General features: G+C 72.7%; 21 protein-coding genes. 9 read left to right on the forward strand and 12 right to left on the reverse strand.

From position 1 onward, the window contains the following. Positions 1–139 precede the first annotated feature (139 nt). Entirely contained in the window at positions 140–1,198 is a 1,059-nt protein-coding gene (locus AB0P24_RS33895; RefSeq protein ID WP_365800804.1) for a rhamnogalacturonan acetylesterase, read from the forward strand. A 93-nt stretch (positions 1,199–1,291) separates the two neighbouring features. After that, positions 1,292–2,989: a DUF2264 domain-containing protein gene (locus tag AB0P24_RS33900; RefSeq protein WP_365800806.1), complete on the forward strand. Its 1,698-nt coding sequence runs from the start codon at positions 1,292–1,294 to the stop codon at positions 2,987–2,989. 88 nt (positions 2,990–3,077) lie between these two features. Here AB0P24_RS33900 and AB0P24_RS33905 read toward each other — a convergent pair whose 3' ends face one another. The 6 genes from AB0P24_RS33905 to AB0P24_RS33930 form a co-directional block, all read right to left on the reverse strand. Beyond that, entirely contained in the window at positions 3,078–3,791 is a 714-nt protein-coding gene (locus AB0P24_RS33905; protein ID WP_365800808.1) for an alpha/beta hydrolase, read from the reverse strand. Between the two features lie 145 nt (positions 3,792–3,936). Further along, on the reverse strand, positions 3,937–4,737 hold the full coding sequence (locus tag AB0P24_RS33910; protein ID WP_365800810.1) for an ABC-2 family transporter protein: 801 nt from the start codon (positions 4,735–4,737) through the stop codon (positions 3,937–3,939). Positions 4,738–4,741: 4 nt separating this feature from the next. After that, positions 4,742–5,548: an ABC-2 family transporter protein gene (locus tag AB0P24_RS33915; protein ID WP_365800812.1), complete on the reverse strand. Its 807-nt coding sequence runs from the start codon at positions 5,546–5,548 to the stop codon at positions 4,742–4,744. Continuing rightward, a complete protein-coding gene (locus tag AB0P24_RS33920; RefSeq protein ID WP_181804648.1) occupies positions 5,548–6,555 on the reverse strand; it encodes an ATP-binding cassette domain-containing protein in 1,008 nt (335 codons plus the stop codon). Before AB0P24_RS33920 ends, AB0P24_RS33915 begins: the two co-directional genes overlap by 1 nt. Positions 6,556–6,694: 139 nt before the next feature. Next, on the reverse strand, positions 6,695–7,930 hold the full coding sequence (locus AB0P24_RS33925) for an ROK family transcriptional regulator (protein ID WP_365800814.1): 1,236 nt from the start codon (positions 7,928–7,930) through the stop codon (positions 6,695–6,697). 68 nt (positions 7,931–7,998) lie between these two features. Beyond that, the gene (locus AB0P24_RS33930; protein ID WP_365800816.1) at positions 7,999–9,252 is read right to left on the reverse strand and encodes an FAD-binding protein; all 1,254 of its coding nucleotides are present in this window, start codon (positions 9,250–9,252) and stop codon (positions 7,999–8,001) included. 181 nt (positions 9,253–9,433) lie between these two features. On the opposite strand from AB0P24_RS33930, the gene AB0P24_RS33935 reads away from it, so the two are divergent. The 4 genes from AB0P24_RS33935 to AB0P24_RS33950 all read left to right on the forward strand — a co-directional run bounded on the left by AB0P24_RS33935 (position 9,434) and on the right by AB0P24_RS33950 (position 14,912). After that, on the forward strand, positions 9,434–10,441 hold the full coding sequence (locus AB0P24_RS33935) for a hydroxyacid dehydrogenase (protein WP_365800818.1): 1,008 nt from the start codon (positions 9,434–9,436) through the stop codon (positions 10,439–10,441). 90 nt (positions 10,442–10,531) lie between these two features. Further along, positions 10,532–11,602, forward strand: a complete 1,071-nt coding sequence (locus AB0P24_RS33940; protein ID WP_365800820.1) for a LacI family DNA-binding transcriptional regulator — start codon at positions 10,532–10,534, stop codon at positions 11,600–11,602. 170 nt (positions 11,603–11,772) lie between these two features. Further along, positions 11,773–13,092 (forward strand): radical SAM protein, encoded by a 1,320-nt coding sequence (locus tag AB0P24_RS33945; protein ID WP_365800822.1) that lies wholly within the window; start codon positions 11,773–11,775, stop codon positions 13,090–13,092. Between the two features lie 314 nt (positions 13,093–13,406). Continuing rightward, positions 13,407–14,912, forward strand: coding sequence for a cellulose-binding domain-containing protein (locus AB0P24_RS33950; protein WP_365800824.1), 1,506 nt, complete (start codon positions 13,407–13,409; stop codon positions 14,910–14,912). A 78-nt stretch (positions 14,913–14,990) separates the two neighbouring features. On the opposite strand, the gene AB0P24_RS33955 is transcribed toward AB0P24_RS33950, so the two are convergent. From AB0P24_RS33955 to AB0P24_RS33965, 3 genes are all read right to left on the reverse strand, one after another. Then, positions 14,991–15,995 (reverse strand): ABC transporter substrate-binding protein, encoded by a 1,005-nt coding sequence (locus tag AB0P24_RS33955; RefSeq protein WP_365800826.1) that lies wholly within the window; start codon positions 15,993–15,995, stop codon positions 14,991–14,993. Between the two features lie 86 nt (positions 15,996–16,081). Next, positions 16,082–17,116: an ABC transporter permease gene (locus tag AB0P24_RS33960; protein WP_365800828.1), complete on the reverse strand. Its 1,035-nt coding sequence runs from the start codon at positions 17,114–17,116 to the stop codon at positions 16,082–16,084. After that, on the reverse strand, positions 17,113–17,907 hold the full coding sequence (locus AB0P24_RS33965) for an ATP-binding cassette domain-containing protein (RefSeq protein WP_365800830.1): 795 nt from the start codon (positions 17,905–17,907) through the stop codon (positions 17,113–17,115). Before AB0P24_RS33965 ends, AB0P24_RS33960 begins: the two co-directional genes overlap by 4 nt. 200 nt (positions 17,908–18,107) lie before the next feature. Here AB0P24_RS33965 and AB0P24_RS33970 point away from each other — a divergent pair, with 200 nt between their 5' ends. Then, complete coding sequence (locus tag AB0P24_RS33970; protein WP_365800832.1) at positions 18,108–19,118, forward strand: LacI family DNA-binding transcriptional regulator; 1,011 nt, start codon at positions 18,108–18,110, stop codon at positions 19,116–19,118. A gap of 386 nt (positions 19,119–19,504) precedes the next feature. On the opposite strand, the gene AB0P24_RS33975 is transcribed toward AB0P24_RS33970, so the two are convergent. The 3 genes from AB0P24_RS33975 to AB0P24_RS33985 form a co-directional block, all read right to left on the reverse strand. Beyond that, entirely contained in the window at positions 19,505–21,298 is a 1,794-nt protein-coding gene (locus AB0P24_RS33975; RefSeq protein ID WP_365800834.1) for a DEAD/DEAH box helicase, read from the reverse strand. Between the two features lie 88 nt (positions 21,299–21,386). Beyond that, on the reverse strand, positions 21,387–21,590 hold the full coding sequence (locus AB0P24_RS33980) for a cold-shock protein (protein WP_016578941.1): 204 nt from the start codon (positions 21,588–21,590) through the stop codon (positions 21,387–21,389). Positions 21,591–21,731: 141 nt separating this feature from the next. Further along, entirely contained in the window at positions 21,732–23,087 is a 1,356-nt protein-coding gene (locus AB0P24_RS33985) for an acyltransferase family protein (RefSeq protein ID WP_365800837.1), read from the reverse strand. Positions 23,088–23,709: 622 nt separating this feature from the next. Here AB0P24_RS33985 and rsgA point away from each other — a divergent pair. Beyond that, a complete protein-coding gene (gene rsgA / locus AB0P24_RS33990) occupies positions 23,710–24,870 on the forward strand; it encodes a ribosome small subunit-dependent GTPase A (protein WP_365800839.1) in 1,161 nt (386 codons plus the stop codon). A gap of 163 nt (positions 24,871–25,033) precedes the next feature. Next, a complete protein-coding gene (locus AB0P24_RS33995) occupies positions 25,034–26,437 on the forward strand; it encodes an AlkA N-terminal domain-containing protein (RefSeq protein WP_365800877.1) in 1,404 nt (467 codons plus the stop codon). Positions 26,438–26,483 lie beyond the last annotated feature (46 nt).

The raw sequence follows: 26,483 nt of genomic DNA on the forward strand, positions 1-26,483 counted from the left end.
AGTTGAATCGATTTCGCGAAAGGGCTTTCGCAGTCATGGAGTTGGCAGTTTGCAGAAATCGGTCCATGGGCTAGAAAGCGCTTGTTGATTGGCGGTACGGTCCGCGCCAGGCCATGTCGCCACGACGGAGGAGTCCCGGGTGAGACGTTTCAGCAGTGTTCGCGTCGCCGCGCTCGCGGCGGTCGTCCTCGGTGCCTGCCTGACGGCCGCGCCCGCCGCCCAGGCCCATGACCGGCAGCCGCCCCTCGGCAGGGAGAACTGCACGGAGACCGCCTGCCACTTCGACGTCCCGCCGGGCGACTACGACGTGACGGTGCGGCTCGGCGGCCCGGCCGCGTCCAGTACGAGCATCAGCGGGGAGACCCGGCGCTCGCTCCTCCCCGAGACGGCCACGGCCGCGGGCCGGCGCGTCACCCGCAGTTTCACCGTGAACGTCCGCACCCCCGAGGGCGAGCCGACGGGCCCCGACGGAACTCCGGGGCTGGACCTCACCGTCGGCGGCTCGGCCCCCGCACTCGCCGACATCCGCGTCACCCCCTCCTCCCGCCATGTCCGGCAGATCTTCCTGGTCGGCGACTCCACCGTCTGCGACCAGCCCGCCGACCCCTACTCCGGCTGGGGCCAGCAACTCCCGCAGTACCTGCGCAAGGGCGTCGCCGTCGCCAACTACGCCGACTCCGGCGAAAGTACGGTCACCTACCTCCAGAACCCCCGGCTCTGGGGTACCGTCCAGCCGTTGATCCGCCCGGGTGACCTGGTCCTGATCCAGCTGGCGCACAACGACAAGACGACCGACGAGGCGACCTACCGCGCGAACCTGGAGACCCTGGTGGCCGGCGTACGGGAGCAGGGCGGCAGGCCGGTCCTGGTCACGCCGATCGTGCGCCGCTGGTTCAATGCCGACGGCACGCTGAACAACGACATCGCGCTTCTGGTCAACGGGCTCGGCGTCAATCATCCTGAGGTGATCCGCTCGGTCGCCGCCGCCGAGGACGTTCCGCTGATCGACCTCACGGCGAAGACCAAGGCGCTCGTGGAGTCCCTCGGTGTGGCGGGCTCCAAGGCGCTGTACCTGTACGACGAGAAGAAGGACAACACGCACACCTCCGCCCACGGCGCCACCGTCTACGCGGGCCTGGTGCGCGACGAGCTTCTCGCCCAGCACCTGGTGCCCCACGGCACCGTGCGGGTGGGATGAGCCCCTGGGGCGCCCCGACCGGAACCGGGGCGCCCCAGGTTCCAACGGCACGAGGCCCGGTACGAGGTTCGGAACGAGCGAGAAAGAGCACCGATGCAGCTGCCTCCCGAGGACCGCGGCCCGAGCCCGCGCACCGGCTACACACGCGCCCACTGGGAGGCCGCGGCCGACGCGCTGCTCGCCGCCGTGGAGCCGTACGCCACCGCGGACCGCGCCCTCTATCACCTCCCCGGCGACCACCAGAGCTGGTCCGGGCGCCTCTCCGACGGCCTGGAGGGCTACGCCCGCACCCTGCTCCTCGCCGCCTTCCGCCGCGACGAGACCGCGCTCCAGCGGTACGCGGACGGACTCGCGGCCGGGGTGTCGGGCGCCTGGCCGCGCATCGAGGACCGCAGCCAGCCGCTCGTCGAGGCCGCCTCGATCGCCCTCGCCCTGCGCCTGACCCGGCCCCTGCTGTGGGACCGGCTCGACGACGCCGTACGGCAGCGCGCCGCGGCCTGGCTCGCCGACGCGCTGACCGCCGAACCCTGGCCCTGCAACTGGGAGTTGTTCCCGGTGACGGTCGGCGGCTTCCTGGCCGAGATCGGCCACGAGCCACAGGCGGCGCACCGGGCGGTCGACCACGGCCTGGCCCGCATCGAGGACTGGTACGCCGGCGACGGCTGGTACACGGACGGCGACGGCCGCAAGTTCGACTACTACAACGGCTGGGCGATGCACCTCTACCCGGTGCTGCACGCCTGGCTCGCCGGTGACGAGAAGCTGCTCGACCTGTACGGCCGCCGCCTGGAACGCCATCTTCGCGACTACGCCCGCCTGTTCGGCGGCGACGGCGCCCCGATGCACCAGGGCCGCTCCCTGACGTACCGCTTCGCGACCGCGGCCCCGCTGTGGCTGGGCGCGCTCACGGGGCGTACGCCCCTGTCCGCCGGCCAGACCCGCCGACTCGCCTCCGGGGCGCTGAAGTACTTCCTCGACCGTGGCGCGGTGGACGCCCACGGCCTGCTGACCCTCGGCTGGCACGGCCCCGACACCGCGCTGCTGCAAGGCTATTCGGGCCCGGCGTCCCCCTACTGGGCGAGCAAGGGCTTCATCGGCCTGCTGCTCCCGCCGGACCACGAGGTGTGGACGGCACCGGAGGAGGCGGCCCCGGTCGAACGAGCCGACGCGGTCACCCCGATCGGCCCGCCCAACTGGCTCCTCCAGTCCACGAGTTCCGACGGCGTGGTCCGCCTCCACAACCACGGCAGCGAGGACGTCCGCTACGACCCCTACTACACCCGGCTCGGCTACTCGACGGCGACCGGGCCCTCGGCGTCGTACGACAACAGCGTGATCGTCGGCGGCGACCCGAGCCGCACGGGCATCGAGCCGCTGGGCGTGGGGGACGGATGGGCGGCGTCGCTGCACGCGGCCGGTGCGGGCGCCCGGGTGACGAGCGCCGTGCTCGTGCGGGGGGCGGTGGAGGTGCGGGCCTTCCGGGTGACGGGAGCGGAGCCCGGCACACCAGTACGGGTCACCGGCTGGGCCGCGCCGAAGGCGCTGCGGTCCGAACTGCTTCCCGTCGTGGGCCTCGATGACGCGCTGACCGGGGTCACGGGGGCGGGCCCGACCCTGTTCGTGGCGCTGAGCCGCCTCACCGGCGCGGCGGACGCCGTAGCGCTGGAGGAGACGGTGACCGTATGCGCGCAAGACGACCGGGAACTGACCGTCCTGTGGCACGACGGTCCCGGACTCCGCGTCCGGTGGCAGGACTCCGGCGTGGACGTGGAACACACCGCGCGGGCCTGAGCCCCGTCCGGCAGTGTGCGGATCACGGGTCTGCCCGCAGCCGCGCGGTGACGGCGGCGGACAGTCGTTCGGCCGTGGCCCGATGGTGTCACCTGGCGGGTGGTGCAGACGGTGCCTGCCCGGCCGCGAGCAGCGTCTCCCCGAGCCGGGCCGCGAACGTGGCGGGGTGCTCAAGGGTTCCCAGATGGCCGCCTGGGAACTCGGCGAACGCGGCTCCGGTGTGCTCGGCGGTGAACTCGGCCGTGCGGTGCAGGAGTTGACCGCGTGAGTCGAGGCCGGCGGCCAGGGTGAGGCGGGGCAGGCCGGTCGGTGGGCGGTACGCGGTGAACGGGCGCAGGACGTGGGCGAGGAAGACCGAGTACGGGGTCGGTTCGCCGGATTCCGGGTGCCCGCCGCCGAGTTGCTCGATCAGTTCGGCCCGCAGGCGTTCGCCGTCCGGCAGCAGGGTGACGCAGGGCGGCTCGTGCGCGATGACGTGCCGGAGCCGGTCCGGGTGGCGGGCCAGCAGGTCGAGGGCGGCGATGCCGCCGGCACTGGTGCCGAAGACGTACGCCGGCTCGCCGTCCGCCACCACCTCCCCGAGCACCCGGTACGCGCCCTCGCTCCAGTGCGGTACGGCCTGGTCGGCGACCGGGTCCCCGAGGTGGCCGTGGGCGAGGCCCAGTGGGTCGTACGTCACGACCGTGAAGTGCGGGGCGAGCCGTTCCGTGAGCGGGCCCAGGCCCATGGGGTGCCCGGCTCCGCCGGGGAGCACGAGCAGCACGGGGCCGCTGCCGGTGACGTCGTAGTGCAGGTCTGACATGGTGGTCGGTCTCCTCGCGGGGCCAGTTCTCCAGTGCGGTGTGCGGGGCGTCGATCGCCCGGTCCCAGGACGCGCGGACGTCGCGCGGGGCGTTGTGCGCACCCCGATCCGTGGCGCGGGGCGTACCTGGCGGACGCGGGGCACCTCAGCCGTTCACCCCCGTGTAGTGCCCCAGCGCCCACCGCCACAGCCACCGGGCGGCCAGGTAGGCGAGCAGGCCGAGGAGCGGGGAGGCGGCCGCCAGCCAGTAGGGGACGCCGGTCGAGTGGCCGTGGCCGGTGAGGACGGCCGCCGGGAAGTAGGCGACGAAGGCGAGCGGGAGGCCGAAGGTGAGGAAGCCGCCGACCGCCCTCGGAAGGACGTTCAGGGGGTAGCTGCCGAAGGTGCCGAGGAGTTCCTCCAGCCACCGGCCCCAGTAGTCGGCGGCCGGGAAGCGCAGGGAGGCCGAGGCCACGACGGTGAACAGGGCGGCCTCCAGGAGCATGCCGCCGAGGACCGCGGCGACCAGGTACGTGATCCGGCCCGCCGACCAGTCCAGGTGGCTGCGGCCGAGCGCGCCCGCCATCAGACCCGCCGCCACGGTCAGGTCGCCGATCGCGTTGGTCGGGAAGAACTCCAGCTGGACCTGGCGGTAGACCGGCAGGGGGCGCAGCAGATAGGCGTCGATCTTGCCCTCCTGGATGTGCCGGCCGAGACCGTGCACCCGGCCCAGGAGGAGCACGAACAGGCCGTGCGCGAGCATGCGGGTCGCCGGGATGAGCAGCACGTCCGAGCTGTCCCACCCGCCCATCCCGGCGAACCGGGTCAGCAGCACGGTCGCGAACACGATCACCGACACCTGCCAGACCGCGCCGATCGCGATCATCATCAGGAACTCGGTGCGGTACTCCAGCTGGGCACGGAAGTTGAGCTGCGTGACCCGCCAGATGATCCGTACGGCGTTCATGGCCTCAGCCTCCCTGGGAGACGACTCGACGGGCGGCGCGCCGCCACAGGAACCGGGTGAGGAAGCGCAGCGCCACCAGCCAGGCCGCCTGGACGCCGAGCTGGAAGCCCGCGTCGGAGAGCGGGATGCGGCCCACGTACAGCGACAGCGGCACGTTGAGCGTGGCCTGGAAGGGCAGGAAGGAGCTGAGGACCAGGAACCAGTGCGGGAAGAACCACAGGGGCGCGTAGACCCCGGACATCAGGTTCTGCGCGAAGATCAGGATCAGCAGGGCGGCCGTGTTGCGCAGCGTCCAGAAGCACAACTGGTCGATGAGCAGCATGACGTAGTGCAGGACCCACTGTCCGAGGAGCAGGCTGAGCGCGAAGACCGCGGCCACGGCCGCGGATGCGGGCGGCACCACGACACCGGCCGCCAGGCAGATCGCGTATCCGGTCAACGCCCAGGCGAATCCGTAGAGTTGCTCGCCAAGGGCGCGCAGCGCGTAGTAGCGGTGCGGGGACAGCGGGCGCAGGTACCAGTAGACGATCGTGCCGTAGTACATGTGCTGCACGACCGTGTCCCGGGCCGCGTACTGGTCCAGCTCCCGCAGCCGGGAGGCGAGTACGGCCAGCACGGCGAAGGTGACCGCCTGGTCGCGGGAGAGCCCGGCGGTCGTACCGGTCTGGGCGTACAGGCCGTGCCACAGGGACGCGACCAGCACCACCTGCACGGTCAGCCGCAGCAGCGCGGCGGTGACCCGGGGCGGGGTGTACAGCTCGCCGAGCGGGGTGACCCGGGCGGCGCGCCAGGCATAGGTCAGGGTCGTCATCACGCCGCCTCGGCCCTGGCCCTGGCCTCGGCGTAGGCCGCCCGCATCACGTCCTCCAGGTCCGCCTCGTCCACCGCCACACCGGTCACCTCGTACCGCTCGATGACCAGCTTCAGCGCCTGGTGGACGGTGGGCGCGGCCGGACCGTCCGGGCCGAACACCACCTGGGGCCCGTCATGGCTCACCAGCGCGATGCCCGGCAGCGCCCCGACCGGGGTGTGCGGGTCGGCGAGCGTCGCCCGCACCTGCCAGGTCGAGCCGAAGTCCCGGCGGACCTCGTCCAGGGTGCCGTCGAGCACCAGCCGCCCGTGGTTGACCAGCACCACCCGCTCGGCGAGCCGCTCGACCTCGGTCATGTCGTGCGTGGTGAGCAGCACGGTACGGCCGCGCTCGGCCACCTGGTACCGCAGGAACTCGCGGACCTGCTCCTTCACCACCACGTCCATGCCGATGGTCGGCTCGTCGAGGAAGACGACCGGCGGATCGTGGAGCAGGGCGGCGGCCAGGTCGCAGCGGACGCGCTGGCCGAGCGAGAGGTGCCTGACCCGGGTGTCCCAGAAGGCGGAGAGTTCGAGGAGTTCGTCGAACTCGCGCAGCCGCGCGGCGTGTTCGGCCTTCGGTACCTCGTAGATGTCCCGCAGGATCGCGAACGACTCCCGCACCGGCAGGTCCCACCACAGCTGGGTCCGCTGCCCGAACACCGCGCCGATGTTCCGGGCGTTGCGCTCCCGCTCCCGGTACGGCACCACGCCCGCGACCCGGGCCTCGCCGGAGGTCGGGGTGAGGATGCCGGTGAGCATCTTGATGGTGGTCGACTTGCCCGCGCCGTTCGGGCCGAGCAGGGCGAGGAGTTCGCCCGGGGCGACGTCGAAGGAGATGTCGGAGACCGCCTGCTTCTCGACGCGCTCGGGGTTCACCAGGGATCGCAGGGCGCCCGCGAGACCCGGGCGCCGGACAGTGGTGTGGAAGGTGCGGGACAGACCGCGGACCTCGATGTTTCCGGCCACGCTGGGTACTCCCTCGTTCCGTGCACGAAGTGCGGCCGGTCGGCTTGAGAGGCCGACCGGCCGCGGATACGCCACGACGGTCGCAGAGTGCCGAGGAGCCCGGCAATGGATTAATCGAGCCGCGATTTGGACTGTTCGATCACCGGGAGGCGGGCGCGGTGCGGCCCGTGCGGACGCCGCCCCGCAGGCCCACCGACCGCAGGGCGCCCTCCAGCGCGAACGTGGCCGCGCCCAGGCAGACCGGGTCGGTGGGGATGGGGGAGAGGACGATCTCGGTGGCGGCGAACGGCCGTGCGAGCGCGTGCCGCCGGACGGCCTCCCGCACCTCCGTGAGCAGCGGCTCGCCGAGCCGGCGGGCCACCCAGCTACTGAGCACGACCAGTTCGGGGTTGAGCAGGTTGACCAGGTTGGCGATACCGGCGCCGATGTAACGGGCCGTGTCCCGGACGACCTTGACCGCGACGGGATCACCGTCCGCCACGCCGCGGGCCAGGGCGTCGATGGTCGCAGTCTGGTCCTCGGGGTGCAGCAGCGGGCTCTGCGGGCTGAGTTCGCGCAGGTTGAGCATGATGCCGGGGGCGCCGACGTACGTCTCGACGCAGCCGTGGTTGCCGCAGTGGCACAGCCGCCCGTCCAGCACCAGCGTCGTGTGACCCCACTCCCCGGCGCTGTTGCTCACCCCCCGGTGCAGCCTGCCGCCCAGCGCGAGCCCGGCGCCGACCCCGGTGCCGAGGTTCACCACCACGGTGTCCCCGCGCCCGCGCGCCGCCCCGAACCACTGCTCGGCCACCGCGCACGCCCGCAGCGGGTTGTCCAGGTGGAGCGGGTAGGCGATGTGCTCGGCGAGCAGGTCCAGCAGCGGCACGTCGTGCCAGTCCCAGTTGGGCGCGTACTCGGCGATGCCGGTGGCCCGGTCCACCTGCCCCGGCACGCTCACCCCGACCCCCAGCACCCGCGCGCCCTCGACGCCGGCCTGCGTCACCACCGCGCCGACGGCCGCGGCCACCTGGCCCACCACCTGCTCGGGGCGGTTCTCGCCGGGGCGCATGTCCTCCTCGGCGCGGGCCAGCACGTTCAGGGCGAGGTCGAACAGCTCGACGTGGACGTAGGTCTCCGCGATGTCGACGCCGATCAGCGCGCCCCCCGAGGCGTTGACCGCGACGAGGCCCCGGGGGCGGCCGCCCGCGGAGTCCTCGAAGCCCACCTCCGTGATCATCCGCAGTTCCAGCAGCTCCCCGACGAGGGTGGCGACCGTGGCCAGGCTCAGCCCGGTGACGGCCGCCAGCTCCTGCCGGGAGGTGGGGGACTCGGCGATGATGTGCCGTAGCACCTCATAACGATTGGCGGTGCGTATGTCACGTGATGTGTGCTTCACACGGCGCAACGCTATGGCCTGGGAAGCGCTTTCGACAAGCCATTACCTTAAGGGTTGGATTAAGTCCGTCAGCCGTGCAGGACATCCGCCACGAAAGGGTTCGTGAACTTTCCGTCCGGGTCGAGGTCCCGGGCCAGGGCGCGGAAGTCGCCGAGGCGCGGGTACCGCCGCCGGACCTGCTCCGCCGGAACGGCGAAGACCTTGCCCCAGTGCGGCCGCGGATCGAACGGCTCCAGCGCCTCCTCCAGCCGGCGCACCACCGGCAGTACGGCCGTCAGGTCGTCCACCCAGGTGAAGTGCAGCGCCACCGAGTCCCGGCCGTGGGCGGGGCTCAGCCACTGCTCATCGGCCGCCACCGTCCGCACCTCGCAGGTCTGTAGGACGGGGGCGACCGTCCGCCGGATGCCGTCGACCGCGTGCAGCGCGTCCAGGGCCGCCGGCCTCGGCAGCAGGTACTCCGACTGCAACTCGTCACCGCTGCTCGGCGTGAACTCCGCCCGGAAGTGCGGTAGCCGCTCGTGCCAGGGCCCCGGCACCCCGAACTGCTGCGTGCAGTTGCCCGCCGGCATGCCCGGCACCGGGTGCATCGCCTCCGTCGCGGGCGCGGCCCACGTGAAGTCCACGGCCGGCTGGTCGGTGCGCCGCTTCACCCACACCTGCCTGAAGCCCGGCTCCCGCCAGTCGGTGAACAGGCTCACGCTGTGGGCGGCGCCGGACACCGCGGCGAAGTCCAGTCCGTCCAGGGGCAGTTCGGTGTACACCGTCTGCGCCATGTCGTACGCCGGCTCCAGGTCCAGGGTAAGCGCGGTGACGGCGCCCAGTGCGCCCAGCGACGTCACCGCCCCGTCGAAGCCCGCGTCCCCCCGCGCGAACGTCGCCGTCGAGCCGTCGGCGAGGACCAGCTCCACCTCCCGGACGGGCGCCGCGAGCGACCCGTTGGCCACGCCCGAGCCGTGGGTGCCGGTGGCGACCGAGCCGGCCACCGAGATGTGCGGCAGCGAGGCCATGTTGGGCAGCGCCAGGCCGTGCGCGTGGACCGCGCGGGCGAGCTCGGCGTACCGGACGCCGCCCGCGACCCGGACCGTACGGGCCGTGGTGTCCACCTCGATGACCGGCGGCAGCTCGGCGATCGAGACCAGGACCCCCTGCGGGCCGGGGTCGGCGATGCGGTTGAAGGAGTGCCCGCTGCCCAGCACCCGTACCCGCGCACTGCCGGCCACCAGCGACCGGAGCGCGTCGAGGGAGTGCGGGCGGTGGAACTCCTTGGCGGTGTACGTGATGTTGCGCGCCCAGTTGGTGACCGTCTGCGCCGGGTCCGTCATCTCTGCTGTCCCATCCCTGTCGTCCTCCGGGGAGTGTCCGTCGTTCTCCGGGGTGTCCGTCGTTCACCGGGCAGTCTCCGTCCTCTTCGGGGAGTGCCTGTCCATTGACCCTCTCATTCGCCGAGACCTACGGTAGAGACCGGTTGCTATCCGCGCGTCACTGAGCCGGAAGGTCACTTCCTTGCCCGAGCGTCCTCAGGCATTGTTCGCCATGACAGCCCAGAACGTGCCGCAGATCTTTCCGCCGGAGGTGCTCGCGCGGCTGCGCGAGTACGTAGAAATCGATCCCACTCTGGTGGCGCACGACTTCACCGACCCCCGGGTACGGGACACGCTCGCCCGCACCGAGGTCCTGGTCACCGGCTGGGGCTGCCCGGTCCTGGACGCGGCCGTCCTGGACGCGGCGCCGAGACTGCGGGCGGTGCTGCACGCGGCCGGCTCGGTCAAGGGCTTCACCACGCCCGAGGTCTGGCGCCGCGGCATCGTCGTCTCCTCGGCCGCCGCCGCCAACGCGCTCCCGGTCGCCGAGTACACCCTCGCGATGATCCTGCTCGCCGGGAAGGACGTCTTCGCCTTCCGCGACCTGCTGCGTACCCGCCGCACCTTCCCGTACGGCGACATCGTGCCCGGCATCGGCAACTTCCACCGCCGGGTCGGCATCGTCGGCGCCTCCCGCATCGGCCGCCGGCTCCTGGAGCTCCTGCGCCCCCACGACCTGGCGGTCGCCCTCGCCGACCCCTACGTGGACGAGGCGGAGGCCGCCCGGCTCGGTGTCCCCCTGCTGCCGCTGGACGAACTGCTGCGCACCTCGGACATCGTCACCGTGCACGCGCCCCAGACCCCGGAGACCCGGCATCTCCTCGGCGCCCGCGAACTCGCCCTGATGCCGGCCGGATCGGTGCTGATCAACACCGCGCGCGGCTCCCTCGTCGACCACGACGCCCTGGTCGAGGAGCTGCGCGCCGGCCGCCTGACCGCGATCCTCGACGTCACCGACCCCGAGCCGCTGCCCGCCGACTCCCCGCTCTTCGACCTCCCCAACGCCTTCCTCACCCCGCACCTGGCCGGTTCGCAGGGCAACGAGGTGGCGAGGCTCGGCCTCACCGTCGTGGCGGAAGCCGGCCGGCTGCTGACCGGGGACGGCCTCCTGCACGCCATCGACCACTCGGCCCTTGGGCGGGCCGCGTGACAGCCCGTCCGCCGGGTGCCCGCGGGCGTCTCGTAGGGTGCGGCCGTCTCGTAGGGTGACCGGAACACATGGCGAAGGGGGAGTCGAGCGGTGGCGAAGCGGACGCAGCCGGCGCCCAACGGGGACGCCTCGACGGTACGGGACGTGGCCGCGCGGGCCGGTGTCTCCGCGTCGACCGTCTCCCGGGTCCTCGGCGGCACCTACCCGGTGGCCGCCGCCACCCGCGCCAAGGTCCTCAAAGCCATGCGCGAGCTGGACTACGTGGTCAACGCGCACGCCCGCGCCCTCGGCGGCGCCACCAACAAGACCGTCGCCTTCGTCGTGGACGACGTCACCGGCCCCTTCTACGCGCACATCGCCCGCGGGGTCGAGGAGCAGGCCTCGGCGGAGGGCCGGCTGTGCATGCTCTGCACCACGCACGGCGACCCGCGGCGCGTCCTCGCCGTCGTGGAGACCATGCGGGAGCAGCGGGCGGACGCGGTGATCGTGGTGGGCGGCGCCCTTGAGGACAAGGCCTACCACGACCGCATGACCCACTTCGCGCACGCCCTGGACCGGTCCGGCTCCCGGCTGGTCCTCGTCGGCCGCCCGCCGCTCGGCCCCGGCGTCCCGGCCACGGTCGTCGACTACGACAACGAGGGCGGCGCCTTCGCCCTCACCAGCCACCTGCTCTCCGGCGGCCACCGCCGCATCGCCTACCTGGGCCGGGTCCCGGGCCTGTCCACCAGCGCCCAGCGCATCGCCGGCTTCACCCGCGCCCACGAACTCCTCGGCCTCGCCCCCGACCCCGACCTCGTCCTCGACGGCGTCTTCTCCCGCTCGTACGGCTACCAGGCGACCCGCGAACTCCTCGCCTCCGGACGGAGTCTCACCGCGGTCTTCGCCGCCACCGACATGGTCGCCACCGGCGTGATCCAGGCCCTGCGGGAGTCCGGCCGCCGCATCCCCGACGACATCGCCGTGGCCGGCTACGACGACATCCCGGTCGCCCGGGACGTCCACCCCACGCTCACCACCGTCCACGTACCCCAGGAAGAACTGGGCCGCGCCGCCGTCCGCCTCGCCCTGCACCGCGACGAGCTGCCCGACGGGCAGCATCTGGTGCTGGGGACGCACGTGGTGCTGCGGGAGTCGACCCGGCGACCGCCGCAGGGCAGCTGATCCGGTCGCCGTGCAGCGACTTCCACGGCGCCGCCGCCCAGGCCGGTGACGCCATGACGGTCCGGCCCGGCCGAGCCCGCGCCGCGCCGCAGCCGCCCCCCGCTCTCACCTCCGCCGACGATGAGGCATAACGTGAGGAGTCGAACGCCTGAGCCGGGAGGAGACACGGGATGGGCAGCCGTACCGCGCTGGTCGAGGATCTGATGGAGAGGTTTCCGCATGTACCGCGGGAAGCCGTCTTCAAGGAGGACCTGCTCCGGGGCGGTGTGGCCTTCGACCCCTCCGCGCTGAGCGACAACGAGAGCGGCGAGGTCAAGCCGAAGTCGTACTTCATCTTCTCCTTCGACCACGGCACCCTGCCCGAACTGGGCGAGGCGGCGCTGCGCCGGCCCCCGGAGGAGATCATCCTCACCGGCGGGCCGTACGACCTGCGGCGGACCGTGGTGTCGGTGCGGGTGAACCCGGCCTCGCCGTACCGGGTGGCCGCCGACGACGAGGGCGTGCTCGGGCTCTACCTCGACGGGAAGCGGATCGCCGACGTCGGCGTGCCGCCGATGCCGGAGTACTACCGGCACAAGCTCACCAGCGGCAAGTCCGTGATGGAGGTCGCCCCGACCATCCAGTGGGGTTATCTCATCTACCTCACCGTCTTCCGGGTCTGCCAGTACTTCGGTGCCAAGGAGGAGTGCCAGTACTGCGACATCAACCACAACTGGCGCCAGCACAAGGCGGCCGGGCGGCCGTACACCGGTGTGAAGGACGTCGAGGAGGTCCTCGAAGCCCTGGAGATCATCGACCGGTACGACACCGCGAAGACCTCCACCGCCTACACGCTGACCGGCGGTGCGATCACCAAGACCGTCGCCGGGCGGGATGAAGCGGACTTCTACGGGCACTACGCCAAGGCGATCGAGGAGCGGTTCCCGGGGCGGTGGATCGGCAAGGTCGTCGCGCAGGCGCTGCCGCGGGACGACGTGCAGCGGTTCAAGGACTACGGGGTGCAGATCTACCACCCCAACTACGAGGTGTGGGACGAGTACCTCTTCAAGATGTACTGCCCGGGCAAGGAGCGGTACGTCGGCCGGGACGAGTGGCACAAGCGGATCCTGGACTCGGCCGAGATCTTCGGTGCCCGGAACGTGATCCCCAACTTCGTGGCCGGCGTGGAGATGGCCGAGCCGTTCGGGTTCAAGACCGTCGACGAGGCGATCGAGTCGACCACCGAGGGGCTGCGCTTCTTCATGTCGCACGGCATCACGCCCCGCTTCACCACCTGGTGCCCCGAGCCGACCACCCCGCTCGGCAAGGCCAACCCCCAGGGCGCCCCGCTGGAGTACCACATCCGGCTGCTGCAGGCCTACCGGCAGACGATGGAGGACTTCGGGCTCTCCTCCCCGCCCGGCTACGGGCCGCCCGGACCCGGCCGCGCCGTCTTCTCCGTCAGCTCCTTCATGGACAGTCTGCCCGCGGTGGAGCCGGCGGAGGCGTGACGCCGGGGCGGGCCCAAGAGACTCGCCGGAACGGTGAGTCGAAACGCGGTCGCTGTCCGTACTAGTGGCCGGAGTTGTGGGCCACGACGGGCACGAGGGTGTTCTCCGGGCGGCCGGCACAGCGGTTGACGTGACACCGGGGACCGGTGGTATGGGTGACGGGGAGGATCCGTGGCACGACCACCGGTAACCGGTATTGAATATGCCGCTTGTCAGTTGTGCAGGTGACGTGAAAAGCTCGGTCCCGCCGTGAGGTTCCCCCCAACTCCGTCGCCGATACGGTGAGTTGACCTCGCTTTGGATGCAGGAGACCCATGCCCGACCTGCCGACCCCTCAGGACGCCGCCGAGGCAGCGCTGTTCTCCGAATGCTGGGACGCGGTGCTCTCCTACGCCGACCTGTGCACGTCCGGCTCGCTGACGGCCAACCAACTGGCCACCGAGGCTTTCACGCTCGGCATGCGCGAGGCCCGTGACGCGGACTTCACCCCCGTCCGCAGCTCAGGACGGCGCGCCGCCCGCCTGCCGATGATCCCGCTGCTGCTCACCGCGGTACGCAACACGGCCGCGGCCTGGGAGGCCGGAGGGCTCGGGCACAAGCTCGACCCGGACCTCCGGCTCTGGCTCAACTCCGAGAAGGCGGAGCGCTATACGGGTCCGCCGTTGCAGCGACCCGTCGCGCTGCGCGGCATACGTGACATGCAGGACGCGGACGCCTCACTGCTGTGGCTGGCCGAGGTGGAGGCGCTGCCACTGCCCTCCGTGGCGCGCCGGCTCGGCCTCGACCCGGCCGTCGCCGCCCAGGAGCTGGAGCAGGTGCGCGGTCTCTTCCGGGACCGCTGCCACCGCGCCCACCTCGACACGCCGATGGCCGCCGAGTGCCGCAGCTACGCCCGGCTGCTGGACGCGGTCACCCGGTCCTCGGCGGCCGACACGCCCGAGGACCTCTCCCGGCACCTCGCCACCTGTGTGCAGTGCGCCGAGGCCGCCGCCTGTCTGCGGCTGCACGGCGGCGGACTGCCCGCGGCGCTGGCCGGCGGGGTCATCGGCTGGGGCGGCCTCGCCTACCTGGAGCGGCGCCGCCGCGCCGCCGAGGTGCGGCTCGGCCCGGTCCGCCCGGCCACCGCCGACAACGACGGCGACCCCAGGGAGGGCGGCGGCCGGGGCAAGGTGCTGCGGCACGGTCTGCTCGGCGCGGCGGTGCTGATCTCGCTGGTGGCGCTCGGCGTGTCGATGATGCCGATGGGCGGCGGCTCCGGTGACGACACGGCCACCGCCTCCCACGACGACCGCCAGCCGGTCGCCGACCCCACCGCCGACATCCCGTCGGCCGACCAGACCGCCGGGCACACCGCCTCCGCGGCCCCCTCCGCCTCGTCCTCGGCCACCGCCGGGAAGCCGGCCCACAAGAACCCCGACCCGGAGCCCCAGGGCACCTCGGCGGCCACGGCGGGCACCGGCGGCCCTCACGCCACCGCCTCCGCCGACCCCACCGACCCCGCGGCGGCCACCTGCCAGGTCTCCTACGACCTGGTCAACCAGTGGACCGACGGCTTCCAGTCCACCGTCACCGTCACCACCGGCCAGGCCCTGTCGGGCTGGCGGGTCCAGTGGTCCTTCCGGGACGGCCAGAAGGTCACCCAGATGTGGGACGCGACGGTCAGCCAGAACGGCGGCCTGGTCACCGCCGACGCCGCCGACTACAACCGGTCGGTCGCCGCGAACGGCACCCTGTCCTTCGGCTTCCTCGGCACCTGGAGCGGCCGGAACTCGGCGCCGTACGCCTTCTCGCTGAACGGCGAGTCCTGCTCGCTGAACTGAGCCGGGCCGCCCGCACGACCAGCGGCCGGGCGGACCCAAGAGGGTGGGTCCGCCCGGCCGCTGACCGTAAACCTGCGCTCAGCACTGCGACTTGTAGAAGTACTTGCTGACCGACGGGTCGTTCATGTTGTCCTTGGTGATCGCCACCATGTCGGTCCCGATCGACTTGGTCACCGACTTGCCCTCGAAGGCGTCGGCGAGCTGGTCCACCGCCTGCCGGCCGATCGCCGCCGGGTCCTGGGCGACCAGCACCTGGAGGGTGCCCGACTTCAGCGAGGCGACCTCGTCCGGCTCCGCGTCGAACGCGGCCACCTTCACCGCGCCCTGCTTGCCGGCCTGCTTCAGCCCGGTGGCGATGCCCTGACCGGTGTTGGTGTTGCCCGCGAACACCCCGCCGAGGTCCGGGTGGGCGGCGAGCGTCGACTGGATCTGGGAGGCCGCCGTGGCCGGCAGGTCGTTGTCGTAGAGCGTGGGCAGCACCTTGATGCCGGGGTACTTGCCCATCTCCTCGGTGAAGCCCTTGATCCGCGCGTCGGTGGTCGAGACACCGGGCTTGACGCTGATGACGATGACCGAGCCCTTCTCCTTCATCAGCTTGGCCAGCGCGTCGGCGGCGACGCGGCCGCCCTTCTCGTTGTCCGACGAGATCCGGGTGATGCCGATCGACGCGTCCGTCACCGTCGTGTCCACCAGCGCCACCTTGGTGCCGGACGACTGGATCTGCTTGAGCGACGGCGTCAGCGCGCTGGTGTCGACCGGCGAGATCAGCAGCCCGTCGGGCCGGGAGGCGGCCACCGAGTCGAGCAGCGGCCGTTGCACGGAGACGTCCCACTGCGCGGAGCCGTCGGCCGTGAAGTCCATCCCCTTGGCCTTGGCCTCCTCCTGCGCGGCACAGGTCATGGTGATGTAGAAGGGGTCGCTCTTCACTCCGGTGATCAGCCGGACCTTCTTGCCCTTGGCACTGCCCGAACTCCCCGAGCCGCCACTGTCGTTCGACGATCCGCACGCCGAGGCCCCCGCGCCGAGGGCCAGGACCGTGCCCACCGCGACCAGCAACCGGCGCCTGCTGCGAATGCTCCTCATCACAGAGTCCTCCTTCGTCACGAGCGATTCAGCGGTCATGAGTGATTCAGCGGTCATGAGTGATTCAGTGGTCATGAGCGGTCCGGTCATGCGCGTTCCCGGGTCTTCCTGCGCAACTGGTCGATGTAGACGGCCACGACCAGCACCACACCCACCGCCACGTCCTGCCAGTACTGCTGGACGCCGATCACGATCAGCCCGGTGGTGAGCACCGCCGGGATGAACACGCCGATCACCGTGCCCAGCACCGAACCCCGCCCGCCGAACAGGCTGGTACCGCCGAGGACCACCGCGGTGATCACCTTGAGGTTGTCGGTGGAGTGCCCGGCGATCGACGTCGTGCCGTACGAGGCCAGCCACATCACCGCACCGAGCCCGGCCAGCAGCCCCATCAGGCCGTACACCTTCACCAGTTGGCGGCCCACCGGAACGCCCGCCCGCCGTACGGCCGTCGGGTTCGACCCGATCGCGAGGGTGTGCTCACCGAACCGGGTGCCGCCCAGCACCGCGCCGAAGACCGCGGTCACCACGGCCGCCAGGATCACCATCCAGGGGATGCCGAGCACTTTGCCGAAACCGAGGCTGTCCTGCAGATGGGTGGAGGCCGCCCCGGCCGGGTCCTGGCCGCCGGTGGCGAGTTCGGCGATGCCCAGCGCCGCGCCCAGCCCGCCGAGCGTCACGATCAGCGGCGGCACCTTGCCGGTCGCCACCACCGCGCCCTGCAACGCGCCCCACGCCGTGCCCACCGCCAGCGCGATGACGACACAGAACGCCACCGTGCCCCAGCCCGAGGTCGCCCCGCCGTGGTGGATGTTGTACTCACCCGCCGCCACCGCGGCCAGCACCAGCACCGAGCCGATCGACAGATCGATGCCCGCCGTGATGATCACGAAGGTCATGCCGACGCCGAGCACCAGGTAGATGGCCGCGTTCACGGCGATCTGGGTGATGTCGTACGTGGTGAAGAACTTGCCCGGCGCCGCGACGGTGAAGAACAGGACCAGCGCCACCAGGATGACAAAGGTCCACAGCTCGTTGAGGGCTGCCGCGCGGCGCACCCAGTCGGGCACCGCGGCCCGGCCGCCCACGGCCGCCGCGGCCTTCTCGCTCTGCGCCGTCATCGTGCGCCCTCCGCTTCCCCGGTCCGGTTCGGCTCGTCCAGCGAGCCGGTCATCGCCCCGACCAGCTCCTCGATCGTCGTGTCGGCGGCGGTGTACGACGCGACGCGCCGCCCCAGCCGCAGCACCTCGACGCGGTCCGCGACCGACAGCACCTCGGGCATGTTGTGGCTGATCAGTACGACGCAGATGCCCCGGTCGGCGACCCGCCGGACGGTCTCCAGGACCCGGGCGCGCTGGACGACGCCCAGCGCGGCGGTCGGCTCGTCCATGAAGATGACCTTGTGGGCGAAGGCGACCGCACGGGCAACCGCGACGGACTGCCGCTGCCCGCCCGACAACGTTGTCACAGCGGCCGTCACATCCTTCAGTTCCACACCGAGTTCGGCGAAGGCCTTGACCGCCTCCCGGCGCATCGCGGGCCGGTCGAGGACGCCGAGGCGCCCGAGCAGCCCCCCGCGCACGATCTCCCGGCCGAGGTAGAGGTTGGCCGCCGCGTCCAGGTCGGGAGCGAGCGACAGGTCCTGGTACACGGTCTCCACGCCGTGCCGCTGCGCGTCCATCGGACCGGAGAACCGCACCGGCGCGCCGTCCAGGCGGACTTCGCCGGCGTCGGGGGCGAGCACGCCCGACAGGACGTTCACCAGAGTGGACTTGCCGGCACCGTTGTCACCGATGAGGGCGACGACCTCGCCGGGGTATGCCGTGAAATCGGCGCCCGAGAGCGCCTGGACGTGGCCGAAACGTTTGACCACTCCATGTGCGGTGAGCAGTGGTTCCCTTGCAGAGGCCATGTTGTGCCTTCTGGTTGGTATCGTTAACAGCTTGGCTGATTCTTGGGGCGCCCGCAGCGGGGTGTCAAGGGTGGTGCAGCGGTCGCCGCGCGTGCCGGTCGCACCCGCATCTCCCGTTGTGTGCAAGGCCGTTGACATGCACACGAGTTGGTAACGTTAACGAGTCGACGCTCAAACGTGACGCAGCTGGAGGACGTGGCGTGGCAGCCACCCGGCCGACCATGAAGGACGTTGCCGCGGAAGCGGGCGTCAGCACGATGACGGTGTCCCGGGTCGTCAACGGTGATTCGGCCGTCGCCCCGCGGACCGCGGCGCGGGTGGAGGCCGCCGTCCGCAAACTCGGCTACCAACGCGACGACGTGGCACGCCAGTTGCGCCGCACCCATGAACTGAGCCAGATCATCGGCCTGTTGGTCGACGATGTGACCGATCCCTTCATGGCCGCGGTCGCCTCCGCCGCCGAGCACGTCGCCCGGCAGCGCGGCAGCATCATGCTCATCGGCTCCAGCCGCGCCGACCTGCGCCGCGAACGCGAGGTGATCGCCGCGTTCACCGCCCGCCGCGTCGACGGCCTGATCCTCACCCCGGCCGCCGGCAACCACCGCTTCCTGCGCCCCGCACAGGCACAGGGCACGAAGATCGTCTGCGTGGACCGGGCGGCACCCGGCCTGGACGTGGACGCCGTGGTGGTCGACAACTTCGGCGCGGTGCGCGAGGCCGTGCAGCAGCTGGTGGCACGCGGGCACCGCAGGATCGGCTACCTCGGCGACACACCGAAGATCTGGACATTCGGCGAACGCCGGCGCGGCTATCTGGCGGCGCTCGGGGCCGCGGGCATCATGGCCGACCCGGCGCTGGTCAGGGACGGTGTGCGCACCGGCCCGGAGGCGGCCGCTGCCGTCACCGGGATGCTGGCGCTGCCCGACCCGCCGACGGCTTTACTCGCCGGCAACGAACTGCTGGCCCTGGGCGCCCTGACCGCGGCACCCCGCGATCTCGCCTTCGTCGCCTTCGACGACTTCGCGCTCGCCGCCCGGCTGACCCCGCCCGTCACGGTGATCGCCCAGGACCCGGTGGCCCTCGCGACCAGCGCGGCCCACCTGCTGTTCGCCCGGATCCACGGCGACGCCTCCCCGTCGCGCACCGTGGTCATGCCGACCCGGCTGATCCGGCGCGGGTCGGGGGAGTTGCCCGGGCCGTTCGCCGCGTAGGGCGGGCCCGCCGTCACGCGGCGGCGGTGCGGCGGTGGCGGTGCGGCGGTGGCGGTGCGGCGGTGGCGAGGGGGCCGAGCCGCCTCCCGTCGGAGAGGGAGGGGCCGGATGCGGCGCCGGCCGGCCGGATGTCGGGTGCGAGTGGGCGGGGGCTGGGCGCGCCGTTCCCCGCGCCCCTGACGGGGCGCTTCGCCGCCGCGTCGCCGTCGGTCGCCGAATCACGCCCCGCCCACCGGCTCCGAGGACAGGCCTCGGTCGGCCGCGCAGACGGGGTGAAGTGCGCTCCTGATCGGCAGCGCCCCGAAGGGGCGCGGGGAACTGCGTGACCAGCCACGGCGGTGCCGCGGGGAATGACAAACGCGCCCGCGGCACTTCCAGCCGAGCGATCAGGTGGCCGAGGTGCGGCGGCCGCCCCGGCGGCCCGAGCCGCGGCCGCCGGCGCCCCCGGCGCCGCTCGCGGTTCCGCCGGCCGGTGTCCGCGGGCGGGATCTGCGGTCGTCCTTCCCGGCCGCGGTCCCGGCGGCCGCACCGGCCGCGCCCCGGCGGTCGGAGCCACGACCGCCCGCGCCGCCGGCCCCGCCGGCGGTGGTCCCGGCGGTGCCGGTACGGCGGGAGGAGCCGCGCCCGCCGGCCGCGGACGTGCCGTCGGCCGCCGCCCTCCCGGTGGCGGCGCGGGAGCCTGCCCCCTGGCCACCTGTCCCGGTGGCGGCGCGGGAGCCCGAGCCGCGGGCACCCCGTCCGGTGGCCGTACCCGTCGCCGTACCCGTCGCCGCTCCCGGGCCGTCGCCGTTTCGGCGTCGGCGGCCGGACCGCCTGCCCGGCTTGGCGCCGGGCTCGCGGTCCGCGCGGGACGCGGTGGCCGGCGCCGGCTGGGGGATCTCGATGACGACGGGCACACCGGAGGGCTCGCGGGCGCCGGTGATGGTGGTCAGCTCCGCGTCTGCCGAGGTGACGCGAGCCGTGCGGGGGCGGATGCCGGCGTCCGACATGAGCCGGGTGACGTCCCGCTTCTGGTCGGGCAGGACCAGCGTGACCACGCTGCCGGAGCCGCCGGCGCGGGCCGTGCGGCCGCCCCGGTGGACGTAGTCCTTGTGGTCGGTGGGGGGATCGACGTTCACGACGAGGTCGAGGTCGTCGATGTGTATGCCCCGGGCCGCGACGTTCGTCGCCACCAGCGCGGTGACGTGGCCGTTCTTGAACTGCTCCAGGGTGCGGTTGCGCTGCGGCTGGGAGCGGCCTCCGTGCAGTGCCGCCGCGCGGACGCCGACGGCCAGGAGCCGCTTGGCCAGCCGGTCGGCGGACCGCTTGGTGTCGAGGAAGAGGATGACCCGGCCGTCACGGGCCGCGATGCGCGTGGTGACGGCCTTCTTGTCGGTCTCGTCCTGGACGTGGAGCACGTGGTGCTCCATGGTGGTGACCGCGCCCGCCGACGGGTCCACGGAGTGCACCACGGGGTCGGTCAGGAACCGCTGCACCAGGCGGTCGATGTTGCGGTCGAGGGTGGCCGAGAAGAGCAGGCGCTGTCCGTCGGGCCGTACCTTCTCGATCAGCTTGGTGATCTGCGGCAGGAAGCCCATGTCGGTCATCTGGTCGGCTTCGTCCAGCACCGTGACGCGTACGTCGCCGAGCACGCAGTCCCCGCGTTCCACCAGGTCGTTGAGCCTGCCGGGACTGGCCACGACCACCTCGGCGCCACGCCGGAGGGCGGCCGCCTGCTTGGTGATCGACAGCCCGCCCACCACGGTGGCCAGCCGGAGGTTCACCGCCGTCGCGTACGGGGTCAGCGCGTCCGTCACCTGCTGGGCGAGCTCACGGGTGGGCACCAGCACGAGTGCGAGGGGCGCCCTGGGCTCGGCGCGCAGTCCTGCCGTACGGGCCAGCAGCGCCAGCCCGAACGCGAGGGTCTTGCCGGAGCCGGTGCGCCCGCGCCCCAGCAGGTCACGGCCGGCCAGCGAGTTGGGCAGCGTGGCGGCCTGGATGGGGAACGGGGTGGTCACGCCCTGCGCGGTCAGGGTCTTCAGCAGCGCCGCGGGCATGTCCAGGGCGGCGAAGTCGTCGACGGCGGGAAGCGCGGGGGTCGTGTTTTCCGGCAGCCGGAACTCACGCGGTGCCGACCCGGACGGCGGGGCCGACGGGGCCGACGAGGTGCGTCTGTTCGGCTTCTGGGGCCTGCGGGACATGCGGTGATCTGCCTTCCTGGAAACAGCACAAACCGGGGTCCGCACCAGTGACGGTGCGGACCCCGGTGAGCGGATACGCGTCCGGCGATCAGGCGGGGACGATGTTCTCCGCCTGCGGGCCCTTCTGGCCCTGCGTCACGTCGAAGGAGACCCGCTGGCCCTCCTGGAGCTCACGGAAACCCTGGGACTGGATGTTCGAGTAGTGGGCGAAGACGTCGGGGCCGCCGCCGTCCTGCTGGATGAAGCCGAAACCCTTTTCGGCGTTGAACCACTTCACGGTTCCCTGTGCCATGACCTTCTCCTTCTGTAGGCAGAGGCCCCATCCGGAGACGCCGGAAAAACAAATAATGCGCCTGCAGGAGAAAACATTCCCGTCAGGCGCACATAGGTTCATGGGTACCACAACTGCAACTGAGCCAACTGTAGCACAGACTCACGCCCGGTCCGCGGCGCGAGTGGCCCCGGGCCGCTCCAGCCGGTCCGCCGCCGTCCTCCGCGGGGGCGTCACCAGCACCAGTGCGATGCCCAGCGCCAGGCCCAGCGCGGGCAGCACCGGGAACCGGCCGCCCGGCGCGAAGCCCTGCACGGCCAGCCGGCTCAGAGCGGCGACGCTCAGGGCCAGGCCGAGCCACAGCGGCCAGGCGCGGCGCAGGCCGGCGTCCGGGACGGTCCCGGACGGGACCGTCCCGGACGGCATGGTCCGCCCGTACAGCACGCCCAGTCCGCGGTCCAACGGCTTCAGTGCGGACACGACGCAGGCCAGGACGGCGCCGAGCACCAGCAGCCACGGCACGCGCAGCGCCCACCACGCCGCGGACCCGAGCGTCGGCTCGGGCGCGAGGCCGGTCAGGTAGAACGCGGCGGCGACGGCCAGCACCGGCAGCATGTGCCACAGATACAGCGTCATGCTCGCCGCGCCCACGGGGCGCACCAGGCGCCACACCCGCTCGCGGTCCAGCAGCCGCCGCAGCGGCGGCGCGACGAGGAGGCAGAGGCCGACCTGGGCGACCACCCAGGCCAGCATCGCGGCCGACGGCGGGTTGGTGTTGCCGGGGCTCTGCCCGGTCACCAGGATCAGGCTGACCGGGAACGGCCCGAGGGCCACGAGCGCGGCGAAGGCGAGCCCGCCGCCCGCCGCCATCGCGAGCGGCACCGGCAGGCGACCGGTCAGCAGACCGTCGCGCCAGCAGAAGCCCAGCTGATAGGCGACGCCCCACACGAGCACGTAGTCGAGCAGTCCGACCCAGGGGACGTGCGCCGTCACCACGAGCGCGTCGGCCACCAGAGCGACCGCCCCCAGCGCCGCCGGCACGCGCGGCCCCCAGCGCCGGTGCGCCGCGTACAGCGGCGGCGTCAGGGCGCTGAGCAGCAGATACACCGGAAGGAACCAGAACTGCATCCCCATCGCCCAGCCCACCAGCGCCAGCGTGTCCGCGTCCACACCGGCCGTCGTACACACACCGACGGCGAGCAGCACCGCAGCGCTGTAGACGCCCACCGGAACAAGCAGCCGCAGCGCCCGCCGCCCCAGCCACCCCGCGGGCGTACCCCCGGCCGACCGGGCCCGCGCCCAGGAACCGCCCGCGGCATGGCCCCCGGCCAGGAAGAACAGCGGCATGATCTGGAACCCGAGGGTCAGCCACTGGGTCCAGGGAACGGCCGCCAGCAGCTCGGGGGCGATGATCCGCCCGTCGGGCTCCCGGACCAGGGCGGTGATCAGCCAGTGGCCCAGCACCACCAGTACGATCGCCCAGGCGCGCAGGAAGTCGACGTAGCGGTCTCTGCTCATGGCCGTCATGCTCCCGCAGCCCCGGCGCCACGGCGGCACCACGCCCGGGCCGCAACCATTCCGTGCCCGGTACGACACCGTCCGTCGGCGAACTGCGCCCGCACGCCGACGAGTTCGGGATCGCGCCGAGCAACTCGTGGGCCCACCGGGCCCGACGCCCGCGGGCCCCTCGGGCCCCTCGGGCCGGTTCCGGCCGGGACGCCGCCGGGTGCGCCGAGCACCTGATCAACAGGCCCGAGGCCTGGCGAGGCGTCGCCACCCGCCACGACAGGACCCCGGACGGCTGCCTCGCGGGCCTGGACCCGCGTCGGTCGGTTCGGCATCGTCGAGCAGGATCGCCGGGTCGTTCCCGCCGAGTTCCAGGGTGACCCGGGCCGGCGAAATTCCGTGGTGCCGCGGAGCGCGTCTCTCTAGGGTGGGGCTTGCTCCTCGCGGTGGCCGTCGGCCGCCGCGGTCAGTCGTGTGCGGAACGGGAGGTGTGACCGATGGCTGTCTCTGTGACGGGCGCTGCCCGCAACCAGAAGTTCATCCATTCCACCTCCGTGGCCTCCGGCTGATCCTTCCTGTCCTCTGCGCGCCTGTGAGCGCGCGCGGCCGGGGCCGCCCTTGTGAAGGGTTCCCCTTGAATCGCTCTTCTCTTTCGGCTTCTTCCGCTTCGTCGCACCCTCTGGCCCCCTACGGCTGGGACGGGGGATGGGAAGCGGAGTTCGCTCCGTACGCCGAGCAGGGTCTCCTGCCCGGCCGTGTCGTACGGGTCGACCGCGGTCAGTGCGACGTCGTCACCCCGTCCGGCACCGTCCGGGCCGACACCGAGTTCGTCGTCCCCCGTGACCCGATGAAGGTGGTGTGCACGGGAGACTGGGTCGCCGTCGACCCCGAAGGCAGCGACCCGCTGTATGTGCGGACACTGCTGCCGCGCCGCACCGCTTTCGTGCGGTCGACGTCGTCCAAGCGTTCCGAGGGCCAGGTGCTGGCCACCAACATCGATCACGTCGTCATCTGTGTGTCGCTCGCGGTCGAACTGGACCTCGGGCGGATCGAGCGGTTCCTCGCGCTCGCGATGTCCTGCTCGAGCGGTGAGGCCCTGCTGCACGAGTCGGCACCCGCCCGGGAGTCCGGGGCGCAGCCGGTCGTGGTCCTCACCAAGGCCGACCTGGTGCCGGAGCCGGCGACCCTCGCGTACCTGGTCCAGGACGTCGAGGCGACGGCCCCGGGCGTGCCGGTCCTGACTCTCAGCGCGCACGCGGGCGACGGCCTGGACGTGCTGGTCGCCCTCCTCGGCTCCGGCACGTCGGTGCTGCTCGGCCAGTCCGGCGCCGGCAAGTCCACCCTCGCCAACGCGCTCCTCGGGGAGGACGTGATGGACGTCCGGGCCGCCCGGGACGTCGACGGCAAGGGCCGGCACACCACCACCACCCGCAACCTCCTCGCGCTCCCGGGCGGCGGCGTGCTGATCGACACGCCCGGACTGCGGGGTGTCGGGCTGTTCGACGCCGAGACCGGGGTCGGGCAGGTGTTCGCCGAGATCGAGGAACTGGCGGAGGGCTGCCGGTTCTCCGACTGCGGGCACGAGAGCGAGCCGGGCTGCGCGGTGCGCCTCGCCGTGGAGACCGGCGAACTGTCCGTCCGCCGGCTGGAGAGCTACCGCAAGCTGATGCGGGAGAACCAGTGGATCGTCGCGAAGACCGATGCCCGGCTCAGGGCCGAGATCAAGAAGGACTGGAAGCGGAAGGGCGCGGAGGGGAAGGCGGCGATGGAGGCGAAGCGGGGGCGGTGGCGGTAGCCGTAGCTGTAGCCGTGGCTGTAGCCGTCTGACCGTGGGCTGGGGGCTGGGGGCTGGGGGCTGGGGGCTGGGGGCTGGGGGCAGGGGGCAGGGGCTGGGGCTGGGGCGTCACGTCCGATTTCCGCCAGCCCCGCCCCCGGCCCTCACCCACACTTGAGGGGTGATGGACGAAGACACCAGGTACGAGGCGGTCCGCAGCCGTGACGGCCGGTTCGACGGCGCGTTCTTCTTCGCCGTCCGGACCACCGGCATCTACTGCCGCCCCAGCTGCCCCGCCGTCACCCCGAAGCGGCGCAACGTCCGCTTCTTCCCCACTGCGGCCGCCGCCCAGGGCTCCGGTTTCCGGGCCTGCCGGCGGTGCCGCCCGGACGCGGTTCCCGGCTCCGCGGAGTGGAACGTCCGCGCCGACGTCGTGGGCCGGGCCATGCGGCTGATCGGTGACGGCGTGGTGGACCGGGAGGGCGTCGGCGGGCTCGCCGGCCGGCTCGGCTACAGCGCACGCCAGGTACAGCGGCAGCTCACCGCCGAACTGGGCGCCGGGCCGGTCGCGCTCGCCCGGGCCCAGCGGGCGCACACCGCCCGGACGCTGTTGCAGACCACCGAACTGCCGATCACCGAGATCGCGTTCGCGAGCGGCTTCGCCAGTGTGCGGCAGTTCAACGACACCGTCCGTGCCGTGTACGCCACCACCCCGAGCGGGCTGCGCGAGGCCACGCCCGGCGGCCGGGGCGCACGGCGCGGATCCCCGGCCGCCGGGATCCCACTGCGGCTCGCCCACCGCGGCCCGTACCAGGCCGGCCCGGTCTTCGACCTGCTGGAGCGGGAGTCCGTGCCCGGCGTGGAGGAGGTCACCGGTGTCGCCGGGGCGCGCACCTACCGCCGTACCCTGCGACTCCCGTACGGCCACGCCGTCGTCGCCGTCGAGGAGCGGACCGGTGCGACTCGCGCGACCGGTACGGGCCTCGGCGCCCGTCCCGGCGGCTGGCTCGACGCCCGGCTGCACCTGACCGACCCGCGCGATCTGACCACCGCCGTACAGCGGCTGCGCCGGCTGTTCGACCTCGACGCCGATCCGTACGCCGTCGACGAGCGGCTCGCCGAGGACGCGCGGCTCGCTCCGCTGGTCGCGGCCCGGCCGGGGCTGCGGTCTCCCGGCGCCGCGGACCCCGCGGAGGCCGCCGTACGGGCCCTCGTCGGGACCGCCGGCGCCGAGCGGCTGGTCCGGAGGTACGGGACGGCGCTGGACGCCCCGTCCGGTGGCCTCACCCACCTCTTCCCCGAGCCCGCGGTGCTCGCGGGGGCGGAGCCCGACGGCACCCTCGGCGCGCTTGCCGCGGCGCTCGCCGACGGGACGGTACGGCTGGATCCGGGCGCCGACCGGGACGAGGCGGAGGCGGCGCTGCGGGCGCTGCCGGGGATGGACCCGGCGGTCGTCGCCACCGTGCGCGTCCGCGCCCTCGCCGACCCCGACGTCCCTCTGGCCGGGCTGGACGTACCGGACGAGTGGCGGCCCTGGCGGTCGTACGCCGTCCGGCATCTGCTGGTGGAAGGAAAGGCGGGGCACTGACCGCCGGCCTCGCTGTCCGTCCCCGGGCGGCGGGGCGGTCGGAGCG

The organism is Streptomyces sp. NPDC086519 (assembly GCF_040686075.1).
GTDB lineage: Bacteria > Actinomycetota > Actinomycetes > Streptomycetales > Streptomycetaceae > Streptomyces > Streptomyces shenzhenensis.

What these genes read in the sequence shown, in the direction of transcription:
- AB0P24_RS33975 (WP_365800834.1), bottom strand. Translation starts at nt 21,298, where the DNA reads ATGTCCCGCAGGCCCCAGAAGCCGAACAGACGCACCTCGTCGGCCCCG.
- AB0P24_RS33930 (WP_365800816.1), bottom strand. Translation starts at nt 9,252, where the DNA reads ATGACGGACCCGGCGCAGACGGTCACCAACTGGGCGCGCAACATCACG.
- AB0P24_RS33985 (WP_365800837.1), bottom strand. Translation starts at nt 23,087, where the DNA reads ATGAGCAGAGACCGCTACGTCGACTTCCTGCGCGCCTGGGCGATCGTA.
- AB0P24_RS33995 (WP_365800877.1), top strand. Translation starts at nt 25,034, where the DNA reads ATGGACGAAGACACCAGGTACGAGGCGGTCCGCAGCCGTGACGGCCGG.
- AB0P24_RS33965 (WP_365800830.1), bottom strand. Translation starts at nt 17,907, where the DNA reads ATGGCCTCTGCAAGGGAACCACTGCTCACCGCACATGGAGTGGTCAAA.
- AB0P24_RS33980 (WP_016578941.1), bottom strand. Translation starts at nt 21,590, where the DNA reads ATGGCACAGGGAACCGTGAAGTGGTTCAACGCCGAAAAGGGTTTCGGC.
- AB0P24_RS33905 (WP_365800808.1), bottom strand. Translation starts at nt 3,791, where the DNA reads ATGTCAGACCTGCACTACGACGTCACCGGCAGCGGCCCCGTGCTGCTC.
- AB0P24_RS33910 (WP_365800810.1), bottom strand. Translation starts at nt 4,737, where the DNA reads ATGAACGCCGTACGGATCATCTGGCGGGTCACGCAGCTCAACTTCCGT.
- AB0P24_RS33915 (WP_365800812.1), bottom strand. Translation starts at nt 5,548, where the DNA reads ATGACGACCCTGACCTATGCCTGGCGCGCCGCCCGGGTCACCCCGCTC.
- AB0P24_RS33960 (WP_365800828.1), bottom strand. Translation starts at nt 17,116, where the DNA reads ATGACGGCGCAGAGCGAGAAGGCCGCGGCGGCCGTGGGCGGCCGGGCC.
- AB0P24_RS33950 (WP_365800824.1), top strand. Translation starts at nt 13,407, where the DNA reads ATGCCCGACCTGCCGACCCCTCAGGACGCCGCCGAGGCAGCGCTGTTC.
- AB0P24_RS33945 (WP_365800822.1), top strand. Translation starts at nt 11,773, where the DNA reads ATGGGCAGCCGTACCGCGCTGGTCGAGGATCTGATGGAGAGGTTTCCG.
- AB0P24_RS33955 (WP_365800826.1), bottom strand. Translation starts at nt 15,995, where the DNA reads ATGAGGAGCATTCGCAGCAGGCGCCGGTTGCTGGTCGCGGTGGGCACG.
- AB0P24_RS33900 (WP_365800806.1), top strand. Translation starts at nt 1,292, where the DNA reads ATGCAGCTGCCTCCCGAGGACCGCGGCCCGAGCCCGCGCACCGGCTAC.